Below are 20826 nucleotides of genomic sequence, written 5' to 3'. Positions count from 1 at the left end.
AGCGACCAGGGCAAAAAGTGGCGAGCCACCTGCGGACGGCAGTTACGCGCCATGCGAGCGGAGCGCGGGCGGTGGTGCGGGTTACGGGCCATGCAGTGGCTAGTTGCCGTTGAGTTTGGCTTCCTGCACCGCAATCATTCTCTGCAGCAGTCGCGACCCGGGCGCCAGCGCGCGCGCCTTTGCCAGATCCGTTTTGGCCGCGGCGAATTGCTGTGCCGCCACTTCCGCCGCGCCCATGTGGTAGTAGCTCTGCGCCTGCACGGCGGCGGCCGGCTGAAACGCCAGCGCGCTCTTGTATGCGGCCACCGCCTCCGGATATTTCTGCCGCAGCATCGCAATCTGCCCCAGCGAAACATACGCCGGACCGGCCAGATTGTCGGTCAGCTCGTGCGCCCGCCTTTTCGTATAATGCGTCCCCGCAAAATCGAGTCCCTTGGCCGTAATCTGGAACGTCTTGACCACTGCCAGCACCTGCTGGTCGTAGCTTTCCGCTTCGCTCAGCAGTTGTTCCAGGTTCAGGTCGTTCGGGCTGACGTTGTCCGGAATGGTCATCCCCAGGCTCGACATCACGTACAAATCGTGCGGATCCAGCTTCAGCGCCGCCAGCCCGTAGTGCAGCTCGGGCAGAAATTCCTGCCGCATGCGGTGGTAGCGCACCGCCAGCACCAGCACCCGGACCATGTTCTTGCTCGTCGGGTAGTGCTGCTGAAAGCTGTCGATGGCAGCATCAAAAGTCGAAGGCTGCGAGTTCGGATCATTGAAGATCTGCACCATCGCCTTCAGACTGTCCCGCTCGGAAGGCCCGGTGGGAATCGTTGCCGTCTGCGCGAACGCCAGCGTGCCCGTCATCAGGACCAGCGCCAACCCCGCCGCGACTCCCTTGATGTGCATGCAAAGATTATAGCGGCCTACCGCATTCCGATGACCACGAACCGTCCCCGTCCCCGCGCCAGCAACTTGCCTTGATCATTCTGAATCTCTGCAGCAAAGTGTAGATTGCGCCCGTCCTGCGCCGTTTCTTGCGCGCGGATCGCAATCTCTTCCTCCGCGTGAATCGGCCGCAGATACTCCACCGCCAATTCCGCCGTCACGGCCCGCACGCCGTGCAGCCGGGTCAGCTTGCCCATGGCCTCATCCAACAGCAGTGCGATGATGCCGCCGTGCAATATCCCCTGGCTGCCCTGAAACTCCGCCCCAATCCGGAATCGCCCCTGCACCTGCCGTTGTTCCCGGTCCAGCTCAAAGCTCAGCCGCAGCCCGTGTGCGTTCCCTCCACCACAGCCAAAACATTGGTTATCCGGAACCGGCGCCAGTGTTTCAATCATGTTATTCAGCTTAGAGCAAAATCAGCATCACCCTCCAAGCCGGGAATCGAAGCCCGCACTCCAAGCGACCAACCGGAGCGACCAGGGCAAAAGGTGGCGAGCCACCAGACAGCTCGAACCACCGCGCTCGCATCCATCAGGCTCATGCGCGGCTGTGCCAAACAACGCTCCTCGGTTCCTCCCTGGGCATGGGCGCTCGTCGGCGCCGGCGCAACCGCCGCCATGGTGTGGGCGCGCCGCCGGGCGCGCGCCTTGCCGCGCGAGCTCCTCTTGCGCGCTACCATCACCATCCAGGCCCCGGCCGCTCGTATTTACGAGCTCTGGCGCGACCCGCATGTGCACGCCCAGTTGCGCCAGGCCAAGGTCACGCCCCTCGCCGGGAACGGCGCCAACTGGCGCTTCCGCCGCGACTTCCCCAACGGCGGCCACATCACCGGCGAAATCCACCTCACCCACGAGCAGCCGTCCGAGCGTCTCGAATGGGTCACGGAAAATCTGCAAATTCTTTTCCGCCCCGGCCTGCCCGTCCGCCATTGGCGGCAGCTTGGAGGAGCCCGGAGCGGCAGCGGGCGGACCCTGCCGGGAATCGAAGTCCGCACTCCAAGCGACCAACGGGAGCGACCAGGGCAAAAAGTGGCGAGCCACCTGCGTGTCTCTCCACGCGGCCTCTTGCAACTGCGCCCGTGTCCCAGGCGCTCTGGCGAAGCCGAGTGTACGGAGGTGCAACTGCGCTTCGCCGTCCTGGACGCGCCGTCGCTCCCTTGGGTACGCGCGCGGATTGCCGCCGGTATGCGCACCTCCCTGCGCCGCCTGCGCTCGCTCGCCGAAACCGGTGCGCTCGCCACCACCACTGGCCAGCCCGCCGGCCGCCGCAGCCGCAAAGGCCGCGTCTTGCTCCGCATCCTCAAGGGTCCGCAGTTTCAGCCCGAGCGGAAGGTAGGTTAAATGCAGGCCCTGTGCTGGTACGGCAAAAACGATGTCCGCGTCGAAACCGTCGCCGACCCCAAACTCCTGCTCCCCACCGACGCCATTCTGCGCGTCACCCGCACCGCCATCTGCGGTTCCGATTTGCATCTGCTACACGGTGCTGTTCCCGGCATGGCGGCCGGCGACATCCTCGGCCACGAGTTTACCGGCGAAGTCGTCGAGACCGGCCCGGAGGTGAAAAAGCTCCAGCGCGGCGATCGCGTCGTCGTGCCTTTTGCCATAAGCTGCGGCCAATGCTATGCCTGCCGCCATGAGCTCTGGGCGCTGTGCGACAACTCCAACCCCAACGCCGCTCTTTCCTCCAGGATCTACGGTGACGGCGTCGGCGCGCTATTTGGCTACTCCCACCCCATGGGCGGTTACGCCGGCGGTCAGGCGCAGTACGTCCGCGTCCCCTACGCCGATGTCGGCCCGCTGAAAATACCCGACGGCGTGAGCGACGAACAGGCCCTGTTGCTCAGCGATATTTTCCCCACCGGCTACATGGCCGCTGAAAATTGCGATCTCCACCCCGGCAACACGGTCGCCATCTGGGGTTGCGGTCCCGTAGGCCAGTTCGCCATCCGCAGCGCCCTGATACTGGGCGCCGCCAGGGTTATCGCGATCGACCGCATTCCCGAGCGCCTCCGCATGGCGGCCGCCGGCGGCGCCGAGCCCCTGCACCCGAACCAGGTGGACGATCTGCAGGAAGAGCTGCTTTGGCGCACCAGCGGCCGCGGTCCCGACGCCTGCATCGATGCCGTCGGCCTGCAGCCGCATGGCCGCCGCCCCGGCTCCAGTCAAGGCGCGACGGTCTTACATCAGGCCATCGCCGCCTGCCGCAAAGGCGGCACAGTTTCCATCCCCGGCGTTTACGAAGGCGACCTCAACGGCGTACCCTTCGGCACCGCTTTTGCCAAGGGCCTGACCTTCCGCATGGGCCCCACCCACATCCACCGCTATCTCCGACCCTTGATGCAGCGCATCCAGCAGGGCGAAATCGACCCTGCCTTTGTCATCACCCATCGCTGCCCGCTCGCCCAGGCGCCGGAAGCCTATCGCCTCTTCAACCACAAACAACAGGACTGCATCAAAGTGGTGCTCAACCCCTGGCCCCAGCAAGCAGCGTAATTTGAATCCGAGAGAGAGGTATTGTCATGAAAAAGCCAACCCTGGCCGCCCGCCACAGCAGCAACCCCCAAACCCTTCCCATCGCCGAACTCCACACCCCTTCCGATCTGGACGATGAGGCCACGCGCGAAATCGCCTTCGCCCTCAATACGCTGCTGGCCGATTCCTTTGCCCTCTACATCAAGACCAAGAACTTTCACTGGCACATGAGCGGCCCTCACTTCCGCGACTACCATCTCCTGCTCGACGAGCAGGCGGCGCAGGTCCTCGCCACGAGCGACCCCATCGCCGAGCGGGTGCGCAAGCTCGGCCGCCCCACTCTGCACTCCATCCGCGGCATTGCCGACCGCCAGCGTGTCGCCGACAACGACGAGGAGTTCGTCGAACCTCATCAGATGCTGGCCGAGCTGCGCCAGGACAATCAGGACATGGCCGCGCACCTGCGCCAGGCCCACGGCGTTTGCGATGACCACGGCGACATCGCCTCCGCCAGCCTAATCGAAGTCTGGACCGACGAGGCCGAACGCCGCGCCTGGTTTTTGTTTGAAGCAACACGCGCGCTGTAGCGCGCGCATTGCTGCAAACACCCTGCGACCATCGGGAGCGACCAGGGCAAAAAGTGGCGGGCCACCCGAAGCGCGCAGCGCGAAGGAGGGTCCCTGCGGTCCGGTTTACTTTTCTAGGGGGTTTGTTTACGCTGACGGCGTGAGATTCCCCAAACTGCCGCTGTCACTCGCCGTCCTCTTGGCCCTGAGCTTGGCCCTGCCGTCGTTGGTCCAAGCCCAAGCCGGCTATATCGCCGCCTCCCCCAATGGTGTCATCGCCAGCGTCCCCACGCCTAGGTCCGTGCTCGGCTACAACCCCGGCGCCGACTTCAAGCTCGCCAGCTACACCGATGCCGTCGGCTATTTCCGCAAGCTGGCCGCGGCCTCCAACCGCATCAAAATCTTCGATGTCGGCAAGACCTCGCGCGGTCTCGCAATCTACCTCACCGTCATCTCCGCGCCTCAGAACCTCGCCCAGCTCGACCATTACCTCGAGATCAACCGCCGCCTCACCTGGGCGCGCGGCCTCACCGATGCCCAGGCGCATCAGTTGGCCCAGCAGGGCAAGGTCGTGGTCCACATCGATGGCGGCATGCACTCCACCGAAGTCGCCGGTGGCCAGAGCATGATCGCCCTCGCCTACAAGCTCTGCTCGGCGCAAAACGACCCCCGGATCTCCGCCATCCTCAACAACGTCATCTTTGTCCTCTGGCCCACCCTCAACCCCGACGGCCAGAACGAAGTCGTCGCCTGGTATCGCAAAAACCTGGGCACCAGCTTCGAAGTCGCTCCCATTCCGTTTCTGTTTCAAAAGTATGTCGGCCATGACAATAACCGTGACGGTTATATGAACAACATGCTCGAGTCACAGGAAATCACCACACAGGAGCTCAAATGGAATCCCGAGATCTGGTACACCCAGCACCAGACCGCGCCCTTTCCCGCCCGCATCTTCATCCCGCCCTTCGTCGATCCCGTCTCGCCCAACATCAATCCCATCAACATGCGCTGGCTTAACCAGATCGGCATCGCCATGGGCACCTATCTCGACGAGCACGGCATGCCCGGCGCCATCCACCGCGTCGGCTTCGACAACTGGTATCCCGGCTATCAGGACTTCACCGGTATTTTCCGCAACGAAATCGCCTTCTTCACCGAAACCGCGCTCTTCGGCTACGCCACCCCCCACTTCTACACCCTGCGCGATTTTCCCGCCGCCTACCGCAACCTCAAGCCCCAGATCTTCTACAACAGCCCCTGGCGCGGCGGCTGGTGGCGCCTCGGCGACGCCGTGCGCTATATGGTCGGCGCCTCCATGTCGGTGCTCGACACCGCCGCCAAGTACCACGAGCAGTTGCTCTACAACAAGTACCAGACCGGTCGCGACGCCATCGAGAAGTTCACCAACAATCCGCCCTACGCCTACGTCATCCCCGCCGACCAGCCCCGTCTTGCCGAAGCTGCGCGCCTGGCCAAAGTCTTCTCCGTCAACGGCGTCGAAGTGCATCAGGTCAAGACCTCGTTCGCCGCCAACGACCGTACCTATCCCGCCGGCTCCTGGGTCATCCTCATGAACCAGCCCTTTTCTGAGTTGGTCCGTGAGCTGATGCAGCCCCAGGTCTATCCCAGCATCACCGCCAATGGCCGCCCCGTCCGCCCCTACGACGTCGCCGGCTGGACGCTGCCGGAGCAAATGAACGTCGAAGTCGACAAAGTCGATCAGCCCATCACCGCCGCGCAGCTCGCCGGCCTCACCCTGCTGCCGGCCGTGAGCACGCCCAATGGCAAAATCACCGGCAGCGGCGATGTATTCCTGCTGCCGCCCGACTCCGACCAGCACTTCCACGCCATGAACCTGGCCCTCGATGCCGGCGCCCACGTCAGCGTCGTCACCTCCGGCGCCAATAAAGACCTGCCCGCCGGTACCGCCGCCGTCAGCGGCCTCAGCCGCTCCCAAATGCAGTCCATCCTTGATCAAGCCCAGACCTCGGCTCGCGCCGCCGCCGCCGTCCCCGATGGCGCCGTCGCCACGCGCAAGCCCCGCGTCGGCCTCTACCGTTCCTGGCAGGCCAACATCGACATGGGCTGGACGCGCTGGATCCTGCAAAACTACGACTTCCCGCCCGTCCTGCTGCGCAACGCCGACATCCAGGCCAGCAACCTCAACGCCCGCCTCGACGCCATCATCCTGCCCGATCAGCGCGCCTCCGGCATCCTCAACGGCTGGCCCGACGGCGTGATGCCCGGCCCCTACGTCGGCGGCGTCGGCAAGCAGGGCGTCGCTAACCTGCGCAAGTTCGTCGCCAACGGTGGCACCCTCATCTGCTTCAATCAGGCGTCGCTGTTCGCCATCGAGCACTTCGGCCTCCCGGTCACGGACGTGCTGCACGGCGTCAGCCCCAGCAAGTTCTACAGTGCCGGCTCGCTCATCTGGACCCACGTCGAGCAGCCCGAAATCGCCGGCACCTGGGGCATGCCCGCCGCCCAGGCCGCGATGTTTGACAACAGCCTCGCCTTCGCCACCGAAAAAGGTTTCCGCGGCCGCGTCCTCGTCGTCTACCCCAACCGCGAAAACCCCCTCGCCAGCGGCTTCTTACTCGGCCCGGAATATCTCGAAGGCAAAGCCGCCGAGCTCGAAGCCGCCTACGGCAGAGGCCGCATCTACCTGTTCGGCTTCAAACCCCAGTGGCGCGGCCAGTCCCACGGCACCTACCCGCTCATCTTTAACGCCCTCTACGACTCCCCCGCCTCCGCCCACCCCACCGAGTTCGGCTGGCCCCCCGCCCCCAGAGAAATCCCCGCGAAAGACCCCGGTCCCGAAGCCATCCAAGCCCCCAAGACCCCCGCCCGTGGCCGCTTCGGCGGGCGTTGACATGCCATCATGATGTGATTACACTCGCGGTATGGTCCGCACGCAGATCCAGATCACCGAGCAGCAGGCCCGCTTCCTGCGCCAAAAGGCCCACGACGACCGCGTCTCCTTATCGGAAATCATCCGCCGCGCGATCGACCAGGCCGCTGCGACTGAGCAGGCCAAGCGCGATGACCTCGCCGCCAAATACGTCCGCGCGCAGCGATTCATCGGTTCCGCGACGCCGCTCCATGGCGAAACCGATATCGCAGAAAATCACGACCGCTACCTGAACGAGGGCTCGCGCTGGTAGGTTTGCTGGTCGACACCTCGGCACTGATCGCGCTGGTGAGCCCCATCGACCGCTTCCATCCACGCGCGGTCGCGGCGTTCCAGCAGGTGACGCTCCGCCGCTCCCACCTCATCGCCACCTCCTACGTGCTGCTCGAATCCCATGCGCTGTTAGATCGGCGTTTCGGCCGTGAGCGGGCTGGTGCGTTCGAGCAGGGCCTTGTGCCCCTTTTCGAAGTCCTCTGGGTGGACGAACGCCTGCATCTCGCCGGCCTGGAGCTCTGGCGCGCTAGCACGCGCCGCCTCAGCCTTGTGGACGCGGTTTCGCTTGCGGCAATGCGCCAGCACGCGCTCGCCGAGGTGTGGACCTACGACCGCGACTTCGACGAACAGGGCTGCGAAGTTTTCGGCTGAGCCGTCACCCCAGCCGCGCCGCGCCCTGCGCCACCTTCCGGATCGCCTCCCCGTAGGCGTGCATCAGCGCTTCCGGTTGCGCATAGATCGGATACTCGTCGTTGGTTACGCAGAACGAGTTAGCAAACATGGCGACCGTCGTGGGATAGTTCTCCGCCCGGTCTTCCGGATACCGCGCCTTGATCATCGGATGCTCCGACAGCGGCGCCGCGCCCCAGGTATCCACATCCACGCCCTCGGCCCGCAGCGCCGCCATGAAGGCATCGCGCAGCGCCGCCCCGCGCAGCTTCGTCTTCAGCTCCTCGGGCACGAGCGTCACCCGGTACTTGTGGTACACCGAAACGCACTCCTGCGGCACATACGGCGCCTTCACGCCCGGCAGATCGTTGAGATAGCCGTCCAGAATCTTCGCGTTCCGCTGTCCGGTGGCGTTCACCTCACCGAGCCGCGCCAACTGGCTGCGCCCGAACGCGCAGGGCAGCTCCTGCACGCGGTAATTCCACGCCAGCAGATGCTGAAACTCCATCGTCCGGTCCGTCTCCGGCAGCCCCTCGCCCACCTGCTTCAGCCAATTGCCCTTGAAATAGCAGTCGTCGTCGTCGGTCACCATGAATCCGCCTTCGCCCACGGCAAAATTCTTGGTCCCGTTCACGCTGAACCCCGACGCCACGCCAAACGTCCCCGCCTGCTTGCCCTTATACGTCGCTCCCGGCGCCTGGCACGCGTCTTCCGTCAGAGCCAGCTTGTGCTTCCGCGTAATCGCCAGAATCGGATCAAAATCCGCGCACAGCCCGTGAATATCGACCACCATCAGCGCCTTGGTTCGCGGCGTGATCTTCGCCTCAATCTGCTTCGGGTCCATATTGAACGTGCGCGGATCGATATCGACGAACACCGGCTTGGCGCCTGCATGCAGAATCGCCGCCGGCGTCGCCAGAAACGAAAACGCCGAAGTAATCACCTCGTCGTCCGGCTCAACTCCCGCCGCCACCAGCGCCATATGCAGCCCCGCCGTGCCGCCGTTGGTGGCGAGTACATGCTTGATGCCCAGAAATTGCGCAAACTCCTGCTCCAGCGCCTGCTGCTCGGGCGCGTACAGACCCTCCGGCCGCGTCTGCGCCCACAGTATCTGCCGGTCCATCACCCGGTTCACCGCCGCCCGATCCTCGTCGGTCACGATCGGCCAATGCACCCGGGACAGGGAATCCTCCACCGCCTTCGCTCCCCCCTTCACCGCCAGTTCCGCATCCAAAGCTTTCATTCCTTCATCCTTTCGCGATCACCACCAGCTCCCGCCGACGCCTCGTCAAAACTGACAACTGACAACTGATAACTGACAACTGCTACTCCGCCCACGCCTGCGCACGCGCATCGATCAGCCGCCGCAGCTTCCGCCCGCCGCTCAGCGTCCGGGGCGGATGGAACCGGAAATCAAACTCAAAGAACTTCTTCGTGTAGTACCGCCAGCAATCCGGGAACCGTTCCTGGATGTTTTTGAACAACTGCTCCTTCACGGCCTCGGCATCCCCGCCCGGCCGCAGCTCCATGTTGAATTCGATCCGGTCGTCGCGATCCCCGCGCCGCACGATCACCTGCCAGTCGTCGGTAATCTGCGGAATATCCCGCAGCATCTCCTCGAACCAGTATGGGCTGATATTGCCCATCGAGCAGTTGATCAGCTCATCGCTGCGCCCGATGATCTTGGCGATGCGCGGCGTGAACCGCAGCAGGCAGTTGCACTCTCCGTCCGTTGCCCAGCGCGTGATATCGGCCGAGCGGTAGCGCAGCAGCGGCATGACGTTGCGGTTCAGCGTCGAATACGTCAGCTCGCCGTAGCCTTCCTCGTTCGTGTCCGTCACTTCACTCACCAGACTCAGCTCGCTCAAGTGATAGCCGCCCTTGTCGGGGCATTCGATGCCGTTGCACCCGAACGCCTCCGTCTGTCCATAGCTCAGGTACACCTTCGCCTGCCAGACGCCTTCAATGTACTTGCGCGTCCGCTCGCTCAGGTTCTCCCCGCCCAGCAGCAGGAACTTCACCGGCCAGATGCCCTCCTGCTCCGCCACTTCCGTCACCCGCACCAGGTGCGTGGGCACGCCCATGATCACCGTTGGCTTGTAGCCCCGGATGCGTTCATAGAATTCCCGCGGCTCGACAAACGCTCCGATCACGTGGAACGATCCCATCGCCTCCACCGTGTAATACGCCGTAAAGGGTGCGTTCCAGAACGAGTAGTCGAACCCATCGGCCACCACGTCGTCCGGCCGCAGTCCCAGGTTCCACATCCCCACCGCGCCGTCGCGCCCGTACTCCTTCATTTCCTCGTAGGAAAAGTACACCCGCTTGTTCACGCCCATCGACGTGCCCGTCGTCTCGAATCCAAATTCCGGCCTTCCGCACAGGAAATCCTCGATCGGCCGGGTGCGCAGGTCATCCGCGGTCGTGAAAAAATCGCCCAGGTCGGCATGGCTGCGCACCTTGCGCCAGTCAATGCCGTGCTCCCGGAATTTCTCCTGGTAGAAACGCGAGTGCTTCGCCGCGTGTTCCATCAGCACCCGGAATTTTGCCCGCTGCAGCAGCCGCACCGTGTGCGGCGACAGATGCCGCGCCACCCGCACCCGGCTTGCGGTCGAGCGTAAAAAAAGATGATCAACAAACCCAAATAGAGAATCAATGTTCATGGCTTATGCCGGTAACCGCAGAATCAAACTCGAATTCTGCCCTCCAAATCCAAACCCGTTCGACATCACCGTCCGCAGCGCTGCACGCGTGCCCGGCGCCGTAATGAGATTCAACTCGCACTCCGGATCCGGATTCGCGTAGTTGAGATTGGGCGGCAGCAGGTGCTCCTCCAGCGCGATCAGGCTGAACACCGCCTCCACCGCCGAGGCCGCAATCAGCAGATGTCCGGTCATCCCCTTGGTCGAACTCACTGGCAGCCGCGCCGTATCCGCGCCCCAGACGTCATGAATCGCCGCCGCCTCCGACTGATCGTTCAGCAGCGTTCCCGTCCCGTGCGCGTTCAAGTAGTCAATGTCGCCCGGCGCCAGGTCCGCATCCGCCAGCGCCACCCGGATCGACTGCGCCGCCCCGCGCCCTTTGGGATGGCACTTCGTCAGCCCGTAGGCGTCCATCGAGCTTCCATATCCGGCCAGCTCCGCCAGCACCCGCGCCCCGCGCGCGCGTGCGTGCTCCGCCGCTTCCAGCACCAGCACCGCCGCGCCTTCGCCCACCACAAACCCACTGCGCTTACGGTCAAACGGACGGCACGCCGTCGCCGCCGGCTCCCGTGACAGCGCCGACAGCATCTCGTACTCCAGCATGCTCAGCGGATGCACCTGCGAGTCGGTCCCGCCCGCAATCACCACCTCCGCCTCGCCCCGCTCGATCAGCCGCTTGCCCAGTCCGATGGCGTCATTCCCGCTGGCGCACGCCGTGTAGCAGGAGTAGCGCGCGCCGCCCACCCCCGCCCGCGCCGCCAGCCGCTCCAGCACCGCGCTGATGTCGTAGTAATTCCGGTGCTGCTCCAGGTCCGGAAAATGCCGCAGCAGATTCTCGGGATCGAGCTGCTCCAGCCCCAGCCGCGCCGCATCCTCCGCACAACGCTGCGCCAGCGGATCCAGCTCCAGCGTCGCCTTGCCAATAGCGAACGAAATCGCCCGTTCCGCCTGCGGCGCCGCCGGCGGCAACGCCGCCATCGCCAGCGCCTCTCCCAGCGCCCACAGCGCCATGGCTTCCATCCGCGCCGCCCCCGCCGGAATGCGCTCGTCGCACACCTCGCCCGCGCACGAAATCGGAAACCCCTGCGCCGGAAACGCCCGCAGCGGAATGATCCCGTTCACTCCGCGCTCCAGTCCCGCGCGGTTCGCCTCCAGCCCGCACCCCAGCGGCGATACCACCCCCACCCCCGTTACCACGCAGCGCGGCATTTTATTTATGCACCTCGATCATCGCCGGTGCTTCCGCCGCCGCCCGTGCCAGCTCAGTGAGCGCGACCACCGGTCCGTTCTCCGCGAGCCGCATGAGCGCCGCCATCAGCTCCGGCGCCGGTTCCATCCCGGCGGGCGCCGCCGGCGTCCGTTCCTCACCGGCCACAATTTCCGCAATCACCGTCGCGCCCCGCCGCTCCGCGCTCGCCCCCGACTCCAGCACCACCGCGCCGCTGATTTCCGGTTGCTGCGTGCTGTTGTACGACTGCTCCGGCGAGCTCGCCGACTGCGCCAGCATCAGGTCCGCGCGCCCTTCCGCCACCGTCCAGAAACATTCCGTAACCGTCTGCATCCCCGCGCCCGCGCCTGAGGTAAACGAAAATCCCGGTCCCTGCATATTCAACAGCAGGGAAGTGTGCCCCGCCGCCATATTCGCCAGCAGCGCCAGCCGCCGGAACGGATGCAGCTCCCGCGCCCCTACCTCTGCAAATTGCGCATAGCCATTCGGCCCGCGTCCCATCTCCCCCGCCACCGTCGCCAGCACGCGCAGCAGATCCGCCGTCACCGGCGAAATATCCGCCATCGCCGTCGCCAGCCCGGCGCGCTCGGGCGCGATGCCCATCGCTTCCAGGCCCCCGGCTTCGGCCTCCTTCGGCATTCCCGCCGCTTCCATCGCCATCACCGCCGCCGCCGTCGCCAACTGAAAGCTCCGGTGCATGGTCCGCAGCCGCCGCGGGTTGCGGATGAACACCGCCGCATCAAACTCCGGTACCCGCAGATCGCTCGCCGTATGCCGCGCCGGCAGCCAGCGCCGGTACGCTTCCACGCCCAGTCCGCCCGGCGAAAACGCGCCCAGCCCGGTCACCACCACCCGTTGCCGCTCGCGCCTCACGCCAGTCCTCCATCCACATTCAGAATGTGTCCGGTGATGTAGCCTGCATCCGCCGAGAGCAAAAACGCCACCGCCGCTGCCACGTCTTCCGGCTGCCCATACCGCTTCAGCGCAATCGCGGCCAGAATCTGTTCGCTCGCCAGCGCCCGCACGTTCGCGCTCATTTCGGTTTCAATCATCCCCGGCGCCACCGCGTTCACGGTAATGTTGCGCGGCGCCAGCTCCTGCGCCAGCGCCTTGGTCAATGCGTTCACGCCGCCTTTGGCCGCGGCATAATTCACCTGTCCCCGGTTTGGCCGCTCGCCGCACGTGGATGACAAATTCACAATCCGCCCGTGCCGCTGCCGCACCATGAGCTTCGCCGCCGCCTGGCAGCAATGGAACATGCCCGTCAAATTCGTTCCCAGCACGTCGCCCCACTCCTGCTCCTCCATCCCCAGCAGCAGGTTGTCGCGCACGATGCCGGCGTTGTTCACCAGCCCGTCCAGTCCCCCCAGCTTCTCCCGCGCTGCCGCCACCAGCGCCTGGGCCGACGCCGCATCCGCCACGTCGCCCGGCAATGCCACCGCCGTCCCGCCCTTGTGCGTAATCTCCTCGACCACGCCCTGCGCCGCCTCCGCGCCGGCGCGGTAGTTCACCCCCACCCGCGCGCCTTCACTCGCCACGCGCAGCGCAATCGCCCGCCCGATCCCCCGGCTCGCGCCCGTCACCAGCACCGCCTGTCCCTGTAACCGCTCAGTCAACGGGGTGGTCCACAACTAACGAAGCTGCATTGCCCCCCAAACCGCTGGCATTCAGCAGCAGGTGGCGGAACGATCCCGTGCGCGCTTCGCCACGCACAAAATCCAGCCCCAGATCCGGATCCGGGTGCTCGCAATTCAAAATCGCCGGAATGAATCCCTCCGCGCCGAACGCTCCCAGCGCTCCAATCAGTTCCAGCGGCCCCGAACCCGCCAGCAGGTTGCCGGTCAGTGACTTGATCGCCGTCACCGGCGTCTGGCTCTTCCGTCCGCCCAGAAGCTGCGCCATCGCTTCCGCCTCCGCCCGGTCGCCCACCGCATTCGCCATTCCATGCGCGTAAATGCCGCCCACTTCCGCCGCGTCCATGCCCGCATCCGCCAGCGCCGCTTCCATCGCCGCCTCGTACGCCGCGGCGGTATCGTTCGGCCGCTCGGGTACGCCGCTGCTGGCGCTGCCATAGCCACACACTTCGCCGTAAATCTTTGCGCCCCGCGCCCGTGCATGCTCCAACTCTTCCAGCACCACGAATGCGCCGCCCTCCGCTACCACAAACCCCGCCCGGTCCCGGTCAAACGGACGGCTCGCCCCCGGCCCCATTCCGTCGCCTACGTAGAGCAGCCCGGTCGGCTCAAAACTCTCCAGCCGTTCCTCATCGAGCAGCGATTCGTACCCGCCCGCCAGCGCCATATCCACCCGTCCGCTGCGCACCGCTTGAAACGCCTGCCCCACCGCCATCGTCCCGCCCGCACCCGACATGCAGATATTGGCGTTCGGCCCCTGCGCTCCCAGTCGCATGCTGACGAAATACAGTCCCAGGTTGGCCAGGCTCTTCAGCAGCCACAGCGGGTTAATGATCGGAATTCCGTCGGCGCCAAACCGCTTCAGGTCGAGTCCGTCCGCGCCGTACGACAAATCCAGCGCCGGCAGCAATTCATCGCGGTCGCCCGCGTGGCCCGGCGAACCCACATAGCTGCCCACCCGCTCCGGCGCCAGCCCCGCGCGCGTTTCGTCCAGTCCGGCGTCCTGCACCGCCAGCTCCAGCGCCGCCACCCCCAGCCGCACCGGCCGCGTCATCAGCTTCAGCGTCTTGGGATCGCGGATATATTTGCGCGGCTGAAAGTCCCGCACCGCCCCGCCCACATGCGTCCGGTACGCCTCCAGCGACATGTGCGGCACCGTCCCCACACCGCTCGTGCCCGCCCGCAGCGCCGCCCAGATCTCCGTCACGGCATTCCCCAGCGGCGAAACCGCCCCGGCGCCTGTGATCGCAACTCTGCGCTTCGTCTTACTCATACGCCCGCAGCACCAGGCTTCCATTGGAGCCGCCAAACCCAAACGAATTCGACATCACCGTGCGCACCTTCTGCTCGCGTCCCCGGTTGGCCACGTAGTCCAGGTCGCATACCGGGTCCGGGTGCTCGTAGTTGATCGTCGGCGGCACATAGCTCTCGACAATTGTCTTCACCGCAATCAGCGCCTCAATCGCGCCCGCGGCATTGACCATGTGCCCCGTCATCGACTTGGTCGAGCTCACCGGAATCTTGTACGCCCGCTCCCCCAGGCTGCGCTTGATCGCTGCCGTCTCGCTGGAATCGTTCTGCAGCGTCGAGGTGCCGTGCGCATTCACATAATCCACGTCGCCGGGAGTAATTTCCGCATCCGCCAGCGCCGCCTTCATCGCCAGCATCGGCCCTTGCCCATCCGGCGGCATATCCGTAATCCGGTAGGCGTTGATCGACATCCCAAACCCCGCCAGCTCGGCGTAAACCCGCGCTCCCCGCCGCCGCGCGTGCTCGGCTTCTTCCAGAATCAGCATCGCCCCGCCTTCGGCCAGCACAAACCCATCCCGTTCCCGGTCAAACGGCCGCGACGCCTGCAGCGGATGGTCGTTGTTCTTCGACAACGCCCCCAGCAGAATGAAGCCCGCCACCATCGTCGGCTCCATCAGGCATTCCGCTCCGCCCGCCAGCATCACATCCGCCGCTCCGCTCCGGATCGCATCCAGCGCATACCCCAGCGCCTGCGAGCTCGACGTGCAGGCCGTCGAAATCGTCGTAATCGGCCCCCGCGCCTCGAACTCCGCCGCCAGAATGTAGCCCAGCCCATACGGCGAGTACCGCAAGTACTCCCACGACGGCACTTCCGCCAGCGCCTTCCGCCGCGCCGCCACATCCGCTGGCCGCAGCTTCCGCTCCGCCAGCTCCGGCAGCAAACTGTCCCGCCGCCCCTCCGTGCCCAGCGATATGCCCAGCCGCCGCGGCTCGGCATCCTTCGATCCCGGCGTCAGCCCGGCGTCGGCAAACGCTTCCCGCGCCGCCACCCAGCCAAACGAGTTCTTCCGGTCCAGCGCTTCGGCGATCTCCTGCCGGCCCTCCCGCTGCACCAGCTCCCGCACCTTCTCCGGCTGGAAGTCCTTCACCTCGCCGCCAATCCGCGTCTCAAACGTGGAGGCGTCAAACAGCGTCAGCGGCCCAATCCCGCACCGCCCCGCGCGCAGCCCCGCCCACGTCTCCGCCACGGTATGCCCCAGCGGCGTAATCGCCCCCAACCCCGTCACTACCACGCGCCGCTCGCTCATACCGGCTCTCCTTCCGGCGCCAGTATCGTGCAGCCCTCCATCAGCGTCCGGTTGATGTTTTCCGCCCAGGCATCGAGCGTGGCCCGCGACGCCGGCGGAATCACCTGGTTTTGCCCCGTGTCATACCCCAGCATCAGTTCTGCCGACGCCACCGCTTTGCCGCCCACTTTCGCCGTGCAGCGGCACCGTCCCGCGCCATCGACGAGTCCAATTATTTCCGCCCGCACTTCCACCGTATCTCCCGGCCTGACAAACTTCCGGAACCTGGCTTTCTCAATCCCCAGTAGCACCGGCAGCACCCGCGAGCCCCCGTCCGTCTCCACCGAATAGCTGATCAGCCGCCCCGCAAGCTGTGCCATGGCCTCCACCAGCAGCACCCCCGGCACCACGGGAAAAGCAGGGAAGTGGTCGTTGAAGTAGTCTTCGGTCATGGCGACACACTTCGACCCCACCGCGTGCGACCCCGGCTTCAACTCACTGATTCGATCGAGCAGCAGATACCGCATGGCCCCAGAGCCCGCCCCCTCTTCCCTTTTCCCTTTTCCCTCTTCCCTCTTCCCTCTCGCTACTTCGCCGCCGCCTTCTCCGCCTCCATCTCCCCGATCCGCCACGCCACCAGCCGCGCGAAGGTCTCCGGCGTGAACAGCGCCGGAATCTCCCGCGACGTCAAGCCGGTCTTCAGCTTGCCCGGAGTGACTTCCGGCATCAGCACCCGCAGCCGGTCCAGCGCCGCTTCCGTCAGCAGCCCGTTCTGTTGAAACTCGGCGTCGGTCAGCGACCCCTGCGTCGCCCGCTGAATCCCGCCGCGCGGAATCTTGATGCCGAACGCCGACTCCAGCCGGAACAGCAAGTCCAGAAAGTCGAGCGATTCCGCATTCAGATCATTCATCAGGCTGCTGTTAGCCTGCACTTCGTTTTCCTCGCGCCCCAGCACCTCGGCCACGGCGCTGCGCACCGTGCCCAGAATCTCGTCGTGGCGGCTGGCCAGCACGTGATCGGCGGTTTCCCGGATTTTGAGGACTTCGTTTTCATTGGCACTGATTTCAGGCATAGGCATGAGCTCCTTGCTGGGTGAACGTGGTTAGCCGACGCTCAACAGCGACAGACCCCCGTCGGCAATAATGGTCTGTCCGTATATCCAATTGGCGGCATCCGAACACAAAAACGCCGCCACTTCCGCCAGATCCTCCGGCGTCCCGATCCGGCCCGCCGGCGATAGATTCTCGCACGCTTCCTTCATCTGCTGAAAGTTGGCAAACCGCCGCAGCGACTCGGTGTCAATCGGTCCGCCCGAAAGCGTATTGCAATTAATGCCTTCTTTGCCCAACTCCACCGCCATATACCGCGTTAGCGCCTCGGTCGCCGCCTTGGTCACGCCGATCGAGGCATACCCGGGAATGTAGTACTGCGACCCCAGGCTCGACAGGCTCAGAATCTTCCCCCGCCGTCCCTTCATCAGCGGCACCGCCTTCTGTGCGCTCAACAGCAGCGCGTTGGTATTGCCGTTGACGGTGTGGTCCCACCCCGCCAGCCGCTGCCGCATCACCGGCCCATAGGTCCCGACGTCGATGGCGTTGTTAATAAAAATGTCCAGGGCCCCAAAATGTTCCTTGACGGCCCCGAATATTGCGGCAATCCCCTCCGTGCTGGTCGCATCGGCGCTGACGATTTCCGCCCGCCGCCCGATCCCCCGGATCTCCCCGGCCAGCGAGCGGGCTTCCTCCGCGCTAGTGACGTAGTTGACGACGACATCCGCGCCCCCGCGCGCGAGCCGCAGCGCGATCGCGCGCCCGATCCCCCGCGCCGCCCCCGTCACCAGCGCAATCTTCCCCGTCAACCCATCCGTCATTCGCAGTTCTCCCCATCTCCCGAGCCTTGACTAGCCACTAACCACTAGCCACTAGCCACTGTTCTACGTACTTACGCCCTGACCGTCGCTCCCTGTAGTTTCGGCGCCAGGCGATGAAACGCGCTCTGGAGAATTTGATACTGCGCCCCCAGATCATGTTCCGGCTTGCCGTGCAGCGTCTGCGGACTCTTGAAGTAGAAGCCCAGCCATTCCAGCGCTCCCGCTTCCCCCGCCCGTTTCGCCGCTTCGCTCAGCAGCGCCAGGTCCAGTAGCAGCGGCGCCGCCAGAATGCTGTCGCGGCACAGGAAGTTGATCTTGATCTGCATCGGGTAGCCCAGCCAGCCGATGATGTCAATGTTGTCCCAGCTTTCCTTGTTATCCCCGCGCGGCGGATAGTAGTTGATCTTCACCTGGTGCGACACCTTGCCGTATAGCTCCGGATACGCCTCCGGCTGCAGGATGTGCGTCAGCGCCGACAGCTTCGACTCTTCCTTGGTCTTGAACGCCGCCGGATCGTCCAGCGTCGCGCCATCGCCATTGCCCAGAATGTTGGTCGAGAACCACCCCGCGAGGCCGAGCATCCGCTGCTTGATCCCCGGCGCCAGAATCGTCTTCAGCAGCGTCTGCCCCGTTTTCAGGTCTTTGCCGCTCACCGGGCAGCCCTGCGCTTTCGCCAGCTCGATCATCACCGGCAGATCCACCGTCAGCGTCGGCGTGGCGTTCACGAAGCTGCACTTCTCTTGCAGCGACGCGTAGGCGTAAATCATGCTGGGCGCGATGGTAGGCTCGTTTTCCTTCATCGCCGCCTCAAAAATCTTCAGGTTCTGGTGCGCCGGCCCAATCGGCAGAAACACTTCCGTCGATCCGCACCACAGCACCACCACGTCATCCAGGTTGTGCTTCTTCTTGAAGCCCCGGATGTCCTCGCGCAGCGCCTCGGCCTGCTCGAATTTGTTCGTCTGCGGCTTCACAAAGCTGCCTTCCGCGCGCCGGTTGTACTGGGCGTCATGGATCCCCGGCATGCTCGTCACCGCCTCCAGCGCCGGCTTCACCGCCGCCAACTGCATCGGCTCCAGCACCGCCGCCGCCACTGCCATCTCGTAGGCGTTGCCCCGATGAATATCCCATCCCCCAAAAACCAGATTCTCCAGCGGCACCAGGTTCAGGTACTCGCTCAGCGCCACGCTCTTTTTTCCGCCCGGCGGCGTCACCTGTGCCAACTGGGTGAGCGACCCGAACGGACGCCCCATCCCCTGGCTGACGGCCGCCACCCCGGCCACGAGCGTTGTCGAAATAGCGCCCATGCCGACCAGCAGGACACCTAAACGCGGAGACTGATTCTTAGCCGATGCAGACATGCTTTGTTCCCTCCCGGCGGGCATTGCCCGCACGCCTCGATTTTGGGCAAATCCCAATTAATCGGACGTTAAATAAGGATTAAAGGTCTTTAACTTAGGCCCAATGGTCGGAACGCTCACTGATCACCGCTAGTAGGGGTGGCCGACCAGCGGGGGGCCAGGGGCGAAGCCCCTCGTAAAGACGGCGCAAGCCGTTCGTCCACTACGCGGCGCAACTTCCGCCGGCCGCCATCGCCACCGCCGCGTAGTGTCCCGTGCGGCAACCACTGAACCTTCAGGTCGAACATCCCCATCTGCAGGTTCTTCTGGTAGTAAGGGAATATCTCGGCGAACCGCTGCCGCAGCGCCGCTTCCCGGCTGGCCAGCTCGCGCGAGCTCCCGCCCGCCCCGTCCCGCACCTCCAACCGGATCTCAATAATGTCCCGGCTCTCCGGCTGTGTTACCGCCACCTGCCAGTCGTCGGTAATCCGCGCATCCGCCGCCAGCAGCTTCTCGAATATCCACGGGCTGATCATCCCCATGCCGCAGGAAATGATCTCATCTCCCCTCCCCTGAATGGCGTCAATCCGCCGCAACTTCTGCAGCACGCACCCGCACGGCTCGTCCAGAAACCGCGTAATGTCGTTTGACCGGTAGCGGATCAGTGGCATCACCTTGCGCGTAATCGTGCTGAACACCAGCTCGCCGAATCCCTCTTCGTTCGGGTTCAGAATTTCAAAAATGAAGTTGGCCTCGTTCAGGTGATAACCCTTTTGCGCCGGGCATTCAATCCCGCTCGCCCCCAGCGACTCCGTCTGTCCATACGCCTGGTAAACTTTCGTGTTCCACACGCCCTCAATCCACTTACGCGTCCGGTCGCTCATCGCCTCGCTGCCGGAAAGGATGAACTTTACCGGCCACGTCCCCTGCCGCTCGGCGATCTCCGTCAGGCTCACCAGCCAGGCCGTATCGACCACCATCACGTTGAACTCGTAATCCCGCACCCGCCGGTAAAACTCCGCCGGTTCCAGCTTCGAGGCAATCATGTGGAAGCAGCCCATCGCGTTGAGCGAGTGCATCAGGCTGATGCCGGCATTCCAGAAGGCATAGTCAAACGCGTCCACCACGCGATCTTCCGGCCGCAGTCCTAAGTTCCACAACCCCACGGCGCCCTCAAACCCAATGTCATGGACTTCTTCGTTGGAAAAATACAGCCGCTTGTTTTTCGCCGTCGTGCCGGTGGTCTCAAACCCCGCCTGCGGGGGGCAGCAGACGAACTCCAGCGTGTCCCGCTCCCGCAAGTTCTGCGACGTGGTATAGAAATCCCCCAAATCTTCCGGCCGCTTGACGTTCCGGACATTGATCCCGCGCTCGGCAAACCGCTCCCGGTAAAACTTGCTGTGCGTGTTGACGCGCTCCAGCGTTGACTGAAACTCCGCCAACTGCACCCGCTCGATCCACTTCCGGGGTGCATGCTGCGCCAGCGCCGCCCGCCGCGGCACACTCGGCCCCAAGAACAGCTTTTCCAATAAAGTTGGGACTTGGTCCAGCATAAAGAACAGTGGCTAGTGGTTAGTGGCTAGCAGCCGGCTCCTCTCCTTCAGGGATGTTAACAGCCCGCTGGGCATCCGCGCGACCTCATCCGAATGCTCAAGCATGCTCCCCATCTCCTCCGCCTTCAGGAACCCCAGGTTCTGTGCAATCCGAATCTGCGTCCGCAACTCCTGCAAGGACCCCTTGGCGATGGCCAGAAAATGGCGGAACTCCTTACTCCCCTCCCGCCCCTGCCCCTCGGCGATATTGGATGGCACCGAAACCGCCGCCCGCCGGATCTGACTAGTCAATCCGTACATCTCCGCCGCCGGGAACCTCCCGGTCGCCTTATACACCTCGGTGACGAGTGCCATCGCCTTCTGCCAAACAATCAAATCCTCGTAAGATTTCACCACGCCCCGCCCCCGTTCATCCTCCGAGCCC

The 20826-nt window shown here is 64.6% G+C and carries 20 protein-coding genes and 1 pseudogene; 6 read left to right on the top strand and 15 right to left on the bottom strand.

Annotated features, from left to right (window positions below; genetic code table 11):
- Positions 1–99: 99 nt before the first annotated feature.
- Both EPN33_01390 and EPN33_01385 read right to left on the bottom strand, forming a co-directional pair.
- On the bottom strand, positions 100–891 hold the full coding sequence (locus EPN33_01390; protein ID TAN24446.1) for a hypothetical protein: 792 nt from the start codon (positions 889–891) through the stop codon (positions 100–102).
- A 17-nt stretch (positions 892–908) separates the two neighbouring features.
- Positions 909–1325: a PaaI family thioesterase gene (locus EPN33_01385; protein TAN24445.1), complete on the bottom strand. Its 417-nt coding sequence runs from the start codon at positions 1323–1325 to the stop codon at positions 909–911.
- Between the two features lie 144 nt (positions 1326–1469).
- On the opposite strand from EPN33_01385, the gene EPN33_01380 reads away from it, so the two are divergent.
- The 6 genes and pseudogenes from EPN33_01380 (at position 1470) to EPN33_01355 (ending at position 7523) form a co-directional block, all read left to right on the top strand.
- Positions 1470–2270, top strand: a complete 801-nt coding sequence (locus tag EPN33_01380; protein ID TAN24444.1) for a hypothetical protein — start codon at positions 1470–1472, stop codon at positions 2268–2270.
- On the top strand, positions 2271–3422 hold the full coding sequence (locus EPN33_01375; protein ID TAN24443.1) for a glutathione-dependent formaldehyde dehydrogenase: 1152 nt from the start codon (positions 2271–2273) through the stop codon (positions 3420–3422).
- Positions 3423–3448: 26 nt separating this feature from the next.
- Positions 3449–3988, top strand: a complete 540-nt coding sequence (locus EPN33_01370) for a DNA starvation/stationary phase protection protein (GenBank protein TAN24442.1) — start codon at positions 3449–3451, stop codon at positions 3986–3988.
- Positions 3989–4166: 178 nt separating this feature from the next.
- Positions 4167–6704: pseudogene (locus EPN33_01365) on the top strand (hypothetical protein).
- A 166-nt stretch (positions 6705–6870) separates the two neighbouring features.
- Entirely contained in the window at positions 6871–7131 is a 261-nt protein-coding gene (locus tag EPN33_01360; GenBank protein TAN24441.1) for a ribbon-helix-helix protein, CopG family, read from the top strand.
- A complete protein-coding gene (locus tag EPN33_01355) occupies positions 7026–7523 on the top strand; it encodes a type II toxin-antitoxin system VapC family toxin (GenBank protein ID TAN24440.1) in 498 nt (165 codons plus the stop codon). The genes EPN33_01360 and EPN33_01355 overlap by 106 nt, the downstream gene beginning before the upstream one ends.
- 4 nt (positions 7524–7527) lie before the next feature.
- Here EPN33_01355 and EPN33_01350 read toward each other — a convergent pair whose 3' ends face one another.
- From EPN33_01350 to EPN33_01290, 13 genes are all read right to left on the bottom strand, one after another.
- The gene (locus EPN33_01350) at positions 7528–8784 is read right to left on the bottom strand and encodes a DegT/DnrJ/EryC1/StrS family aminotransferase (GenBank protein ID TAN24439.1); all 1257 of its coding nucleotides are present in this window, start codon (positions 8782–8784) and stop codon (positions 7528–7530) included.
- An 82-nt stretch (positions 8785–8866) separates the two neighbouring features.
- Positions 8867–10204: a phenylacetate--CoA ligase family protein gene (locus EPN33_01345; protein ID TAN24438.1), complete on the bottom strand. Its 1338-nt coding sequence runs from the start codon at positions 10202–10204 to the stop codon at positions 8867–8869.
- 3 nt (positions 10205–10207) lie between these two features.
- Positions 10208–11452, bottom strand: coding sequence for a beta-ketoacyl-[acyl-carrier-protein] synthase family protein (locus tag EPN33_01340; protein TAN24437.1), 1245 nt, complete (start codon positions 11450–11452; stop codon positions 10208–10210).
- 1 nt (position 11453) lies between these two features.
- Positions 11454–12344 carry a hypothetical protein gene (locus tag EPN33_01335; GenBank protein TAN24436.1) on the bottom strand — a complete coding sequence of 297 codons (891 nt, stop codon included), beginning with the start codon at positions 12342–12344 and terminating at the stop codon, positions 11454–11456.
- Positions 12341–13102: a 3-oxoacyl-ACP reductase FabG gene (locus tag EPN33_01330; protein TAN24435.1), complete on the bottom strand. Its 762-nt coding sequence runs from the start codon at positions 13100–13102 to the stop codon at positions 12341–12343. Before EPN33_01330 ends, EPN33_01335 begins: the two co-directional genes overlap by 4 nt.
- Positions 13080–14402 (bottom strand): beta-ketoacyl-[acyl-carrier-protein] synthase family protein, encoded by a 1323-nt coding sequence (locus EPN33_01325; protein ID TAN24434.1) that lies wholly within the window; start codon positions 14400–14402, stop codon positions 13080–13082. The genes EPN33_01330 and EPN33_01325 overlap by 23 nt, the downstream gene beginning before the upstream one ends.
- Positions 14371–15663, bottom strand: a complete 1293-nt coding sequence (locus tag EPN33_01320) for a beta-ketoacyl-[acyl-carrier-protein] synthase family protein (GenBank protein TAN24433.1) — start codon at positions 15661–15663, stop codon at positions 14371–14373. The genes EPN33_01325 and EPN33_01320 overlap by 32 nt, the downstream gene beginning before the upstream one ends.
- Positions 15660–16169: a beta-hydroxyacyl-ACP dehydratase gene (locus EPN33_01315; protein TAN24432.1), complete on the bottom strand. Its 510-nt coding sequence runs from the start codon at positions 16167–16169 to the stop codon at positions 15660–15662. Before EPN33_01315 ends, EPN33_01320 begins: the two co-directional genes overlap by 4 nt.
- Before the next feature lie 59 nt (positions 16170–16228).
- The gene (locus EPN33_01310; protein ID TAN24431.1) at positions 16229–16720 is read right to left on the bottom strand and encodes an acyl carrier protein; all 492 of its coding nucleotides are present in this window, start codon (positions 16718–16720) and stop codon (positions 16229–16231) included.
- Positions 16721–16744: 24 nt separating this feature from the next.
- Positions 16745–17512 carry an SDR family oxidoreductase gene (locus EPN33_01305; GenBank protein ID TAN24430.1) on the bottom strand — a complete coding sequence of 256 codons (768 nt, stop codon included), beginning with the start codon at positions 17510–17512 and terminating at the stop codon, positions 16745–16747.
- Positions 17513–17583: 71 nt separating this feature from the next.
- Complete coding sequence (locus tag EPN33_01300; protein ID TAN24429.1) at positions 17584–18903, bottom strand: inositol-3-phosphate synthase; 1320 nt, start codon at positions 18901–18903, stop codon at positions 17584–17586.
- 83 nt (positions 18904–18986) lie between these two features.
- Positions 18987–20402 carry a phenylacetate--CoA ligase family protein gene (locus EPN33_01295; GenBank protein ID TAN24428.1) on the bottom strand — a complete coding sequence of 472 codons (1416 nt, stop codon included), beginning with the start codon at positions 20400–20402 and terminating at the stop codon, positions 18987–18989.
- Positions 20403–20414: 12 nt separating this feature from the next.
- Positions 20415–20756 (bottom strand): four helix bundle protein, encoded by a 342-nt coding sequence (locus tag EPN33_01290; GenBank protein TAN24427.1) that lies wholly within the window; start codon positions 20754–20756, stop codon positions 20415–20417.
- Positions 20757–20826: the final 70 nt, after the last annotated feature.

The sequence above is a fragment of the Acidobacteriota bacterium genome (assembly GCA_004299485.1).
GTDB lineage: Bacteria > Acidobacteriota > Terriglobia > Terriglobales > SCQP01 > SCQP01.
Note: the sequence above shows the minus strand (reverse complement) of the source record. Positions and strands in the feature narration are given on the sequence as shown.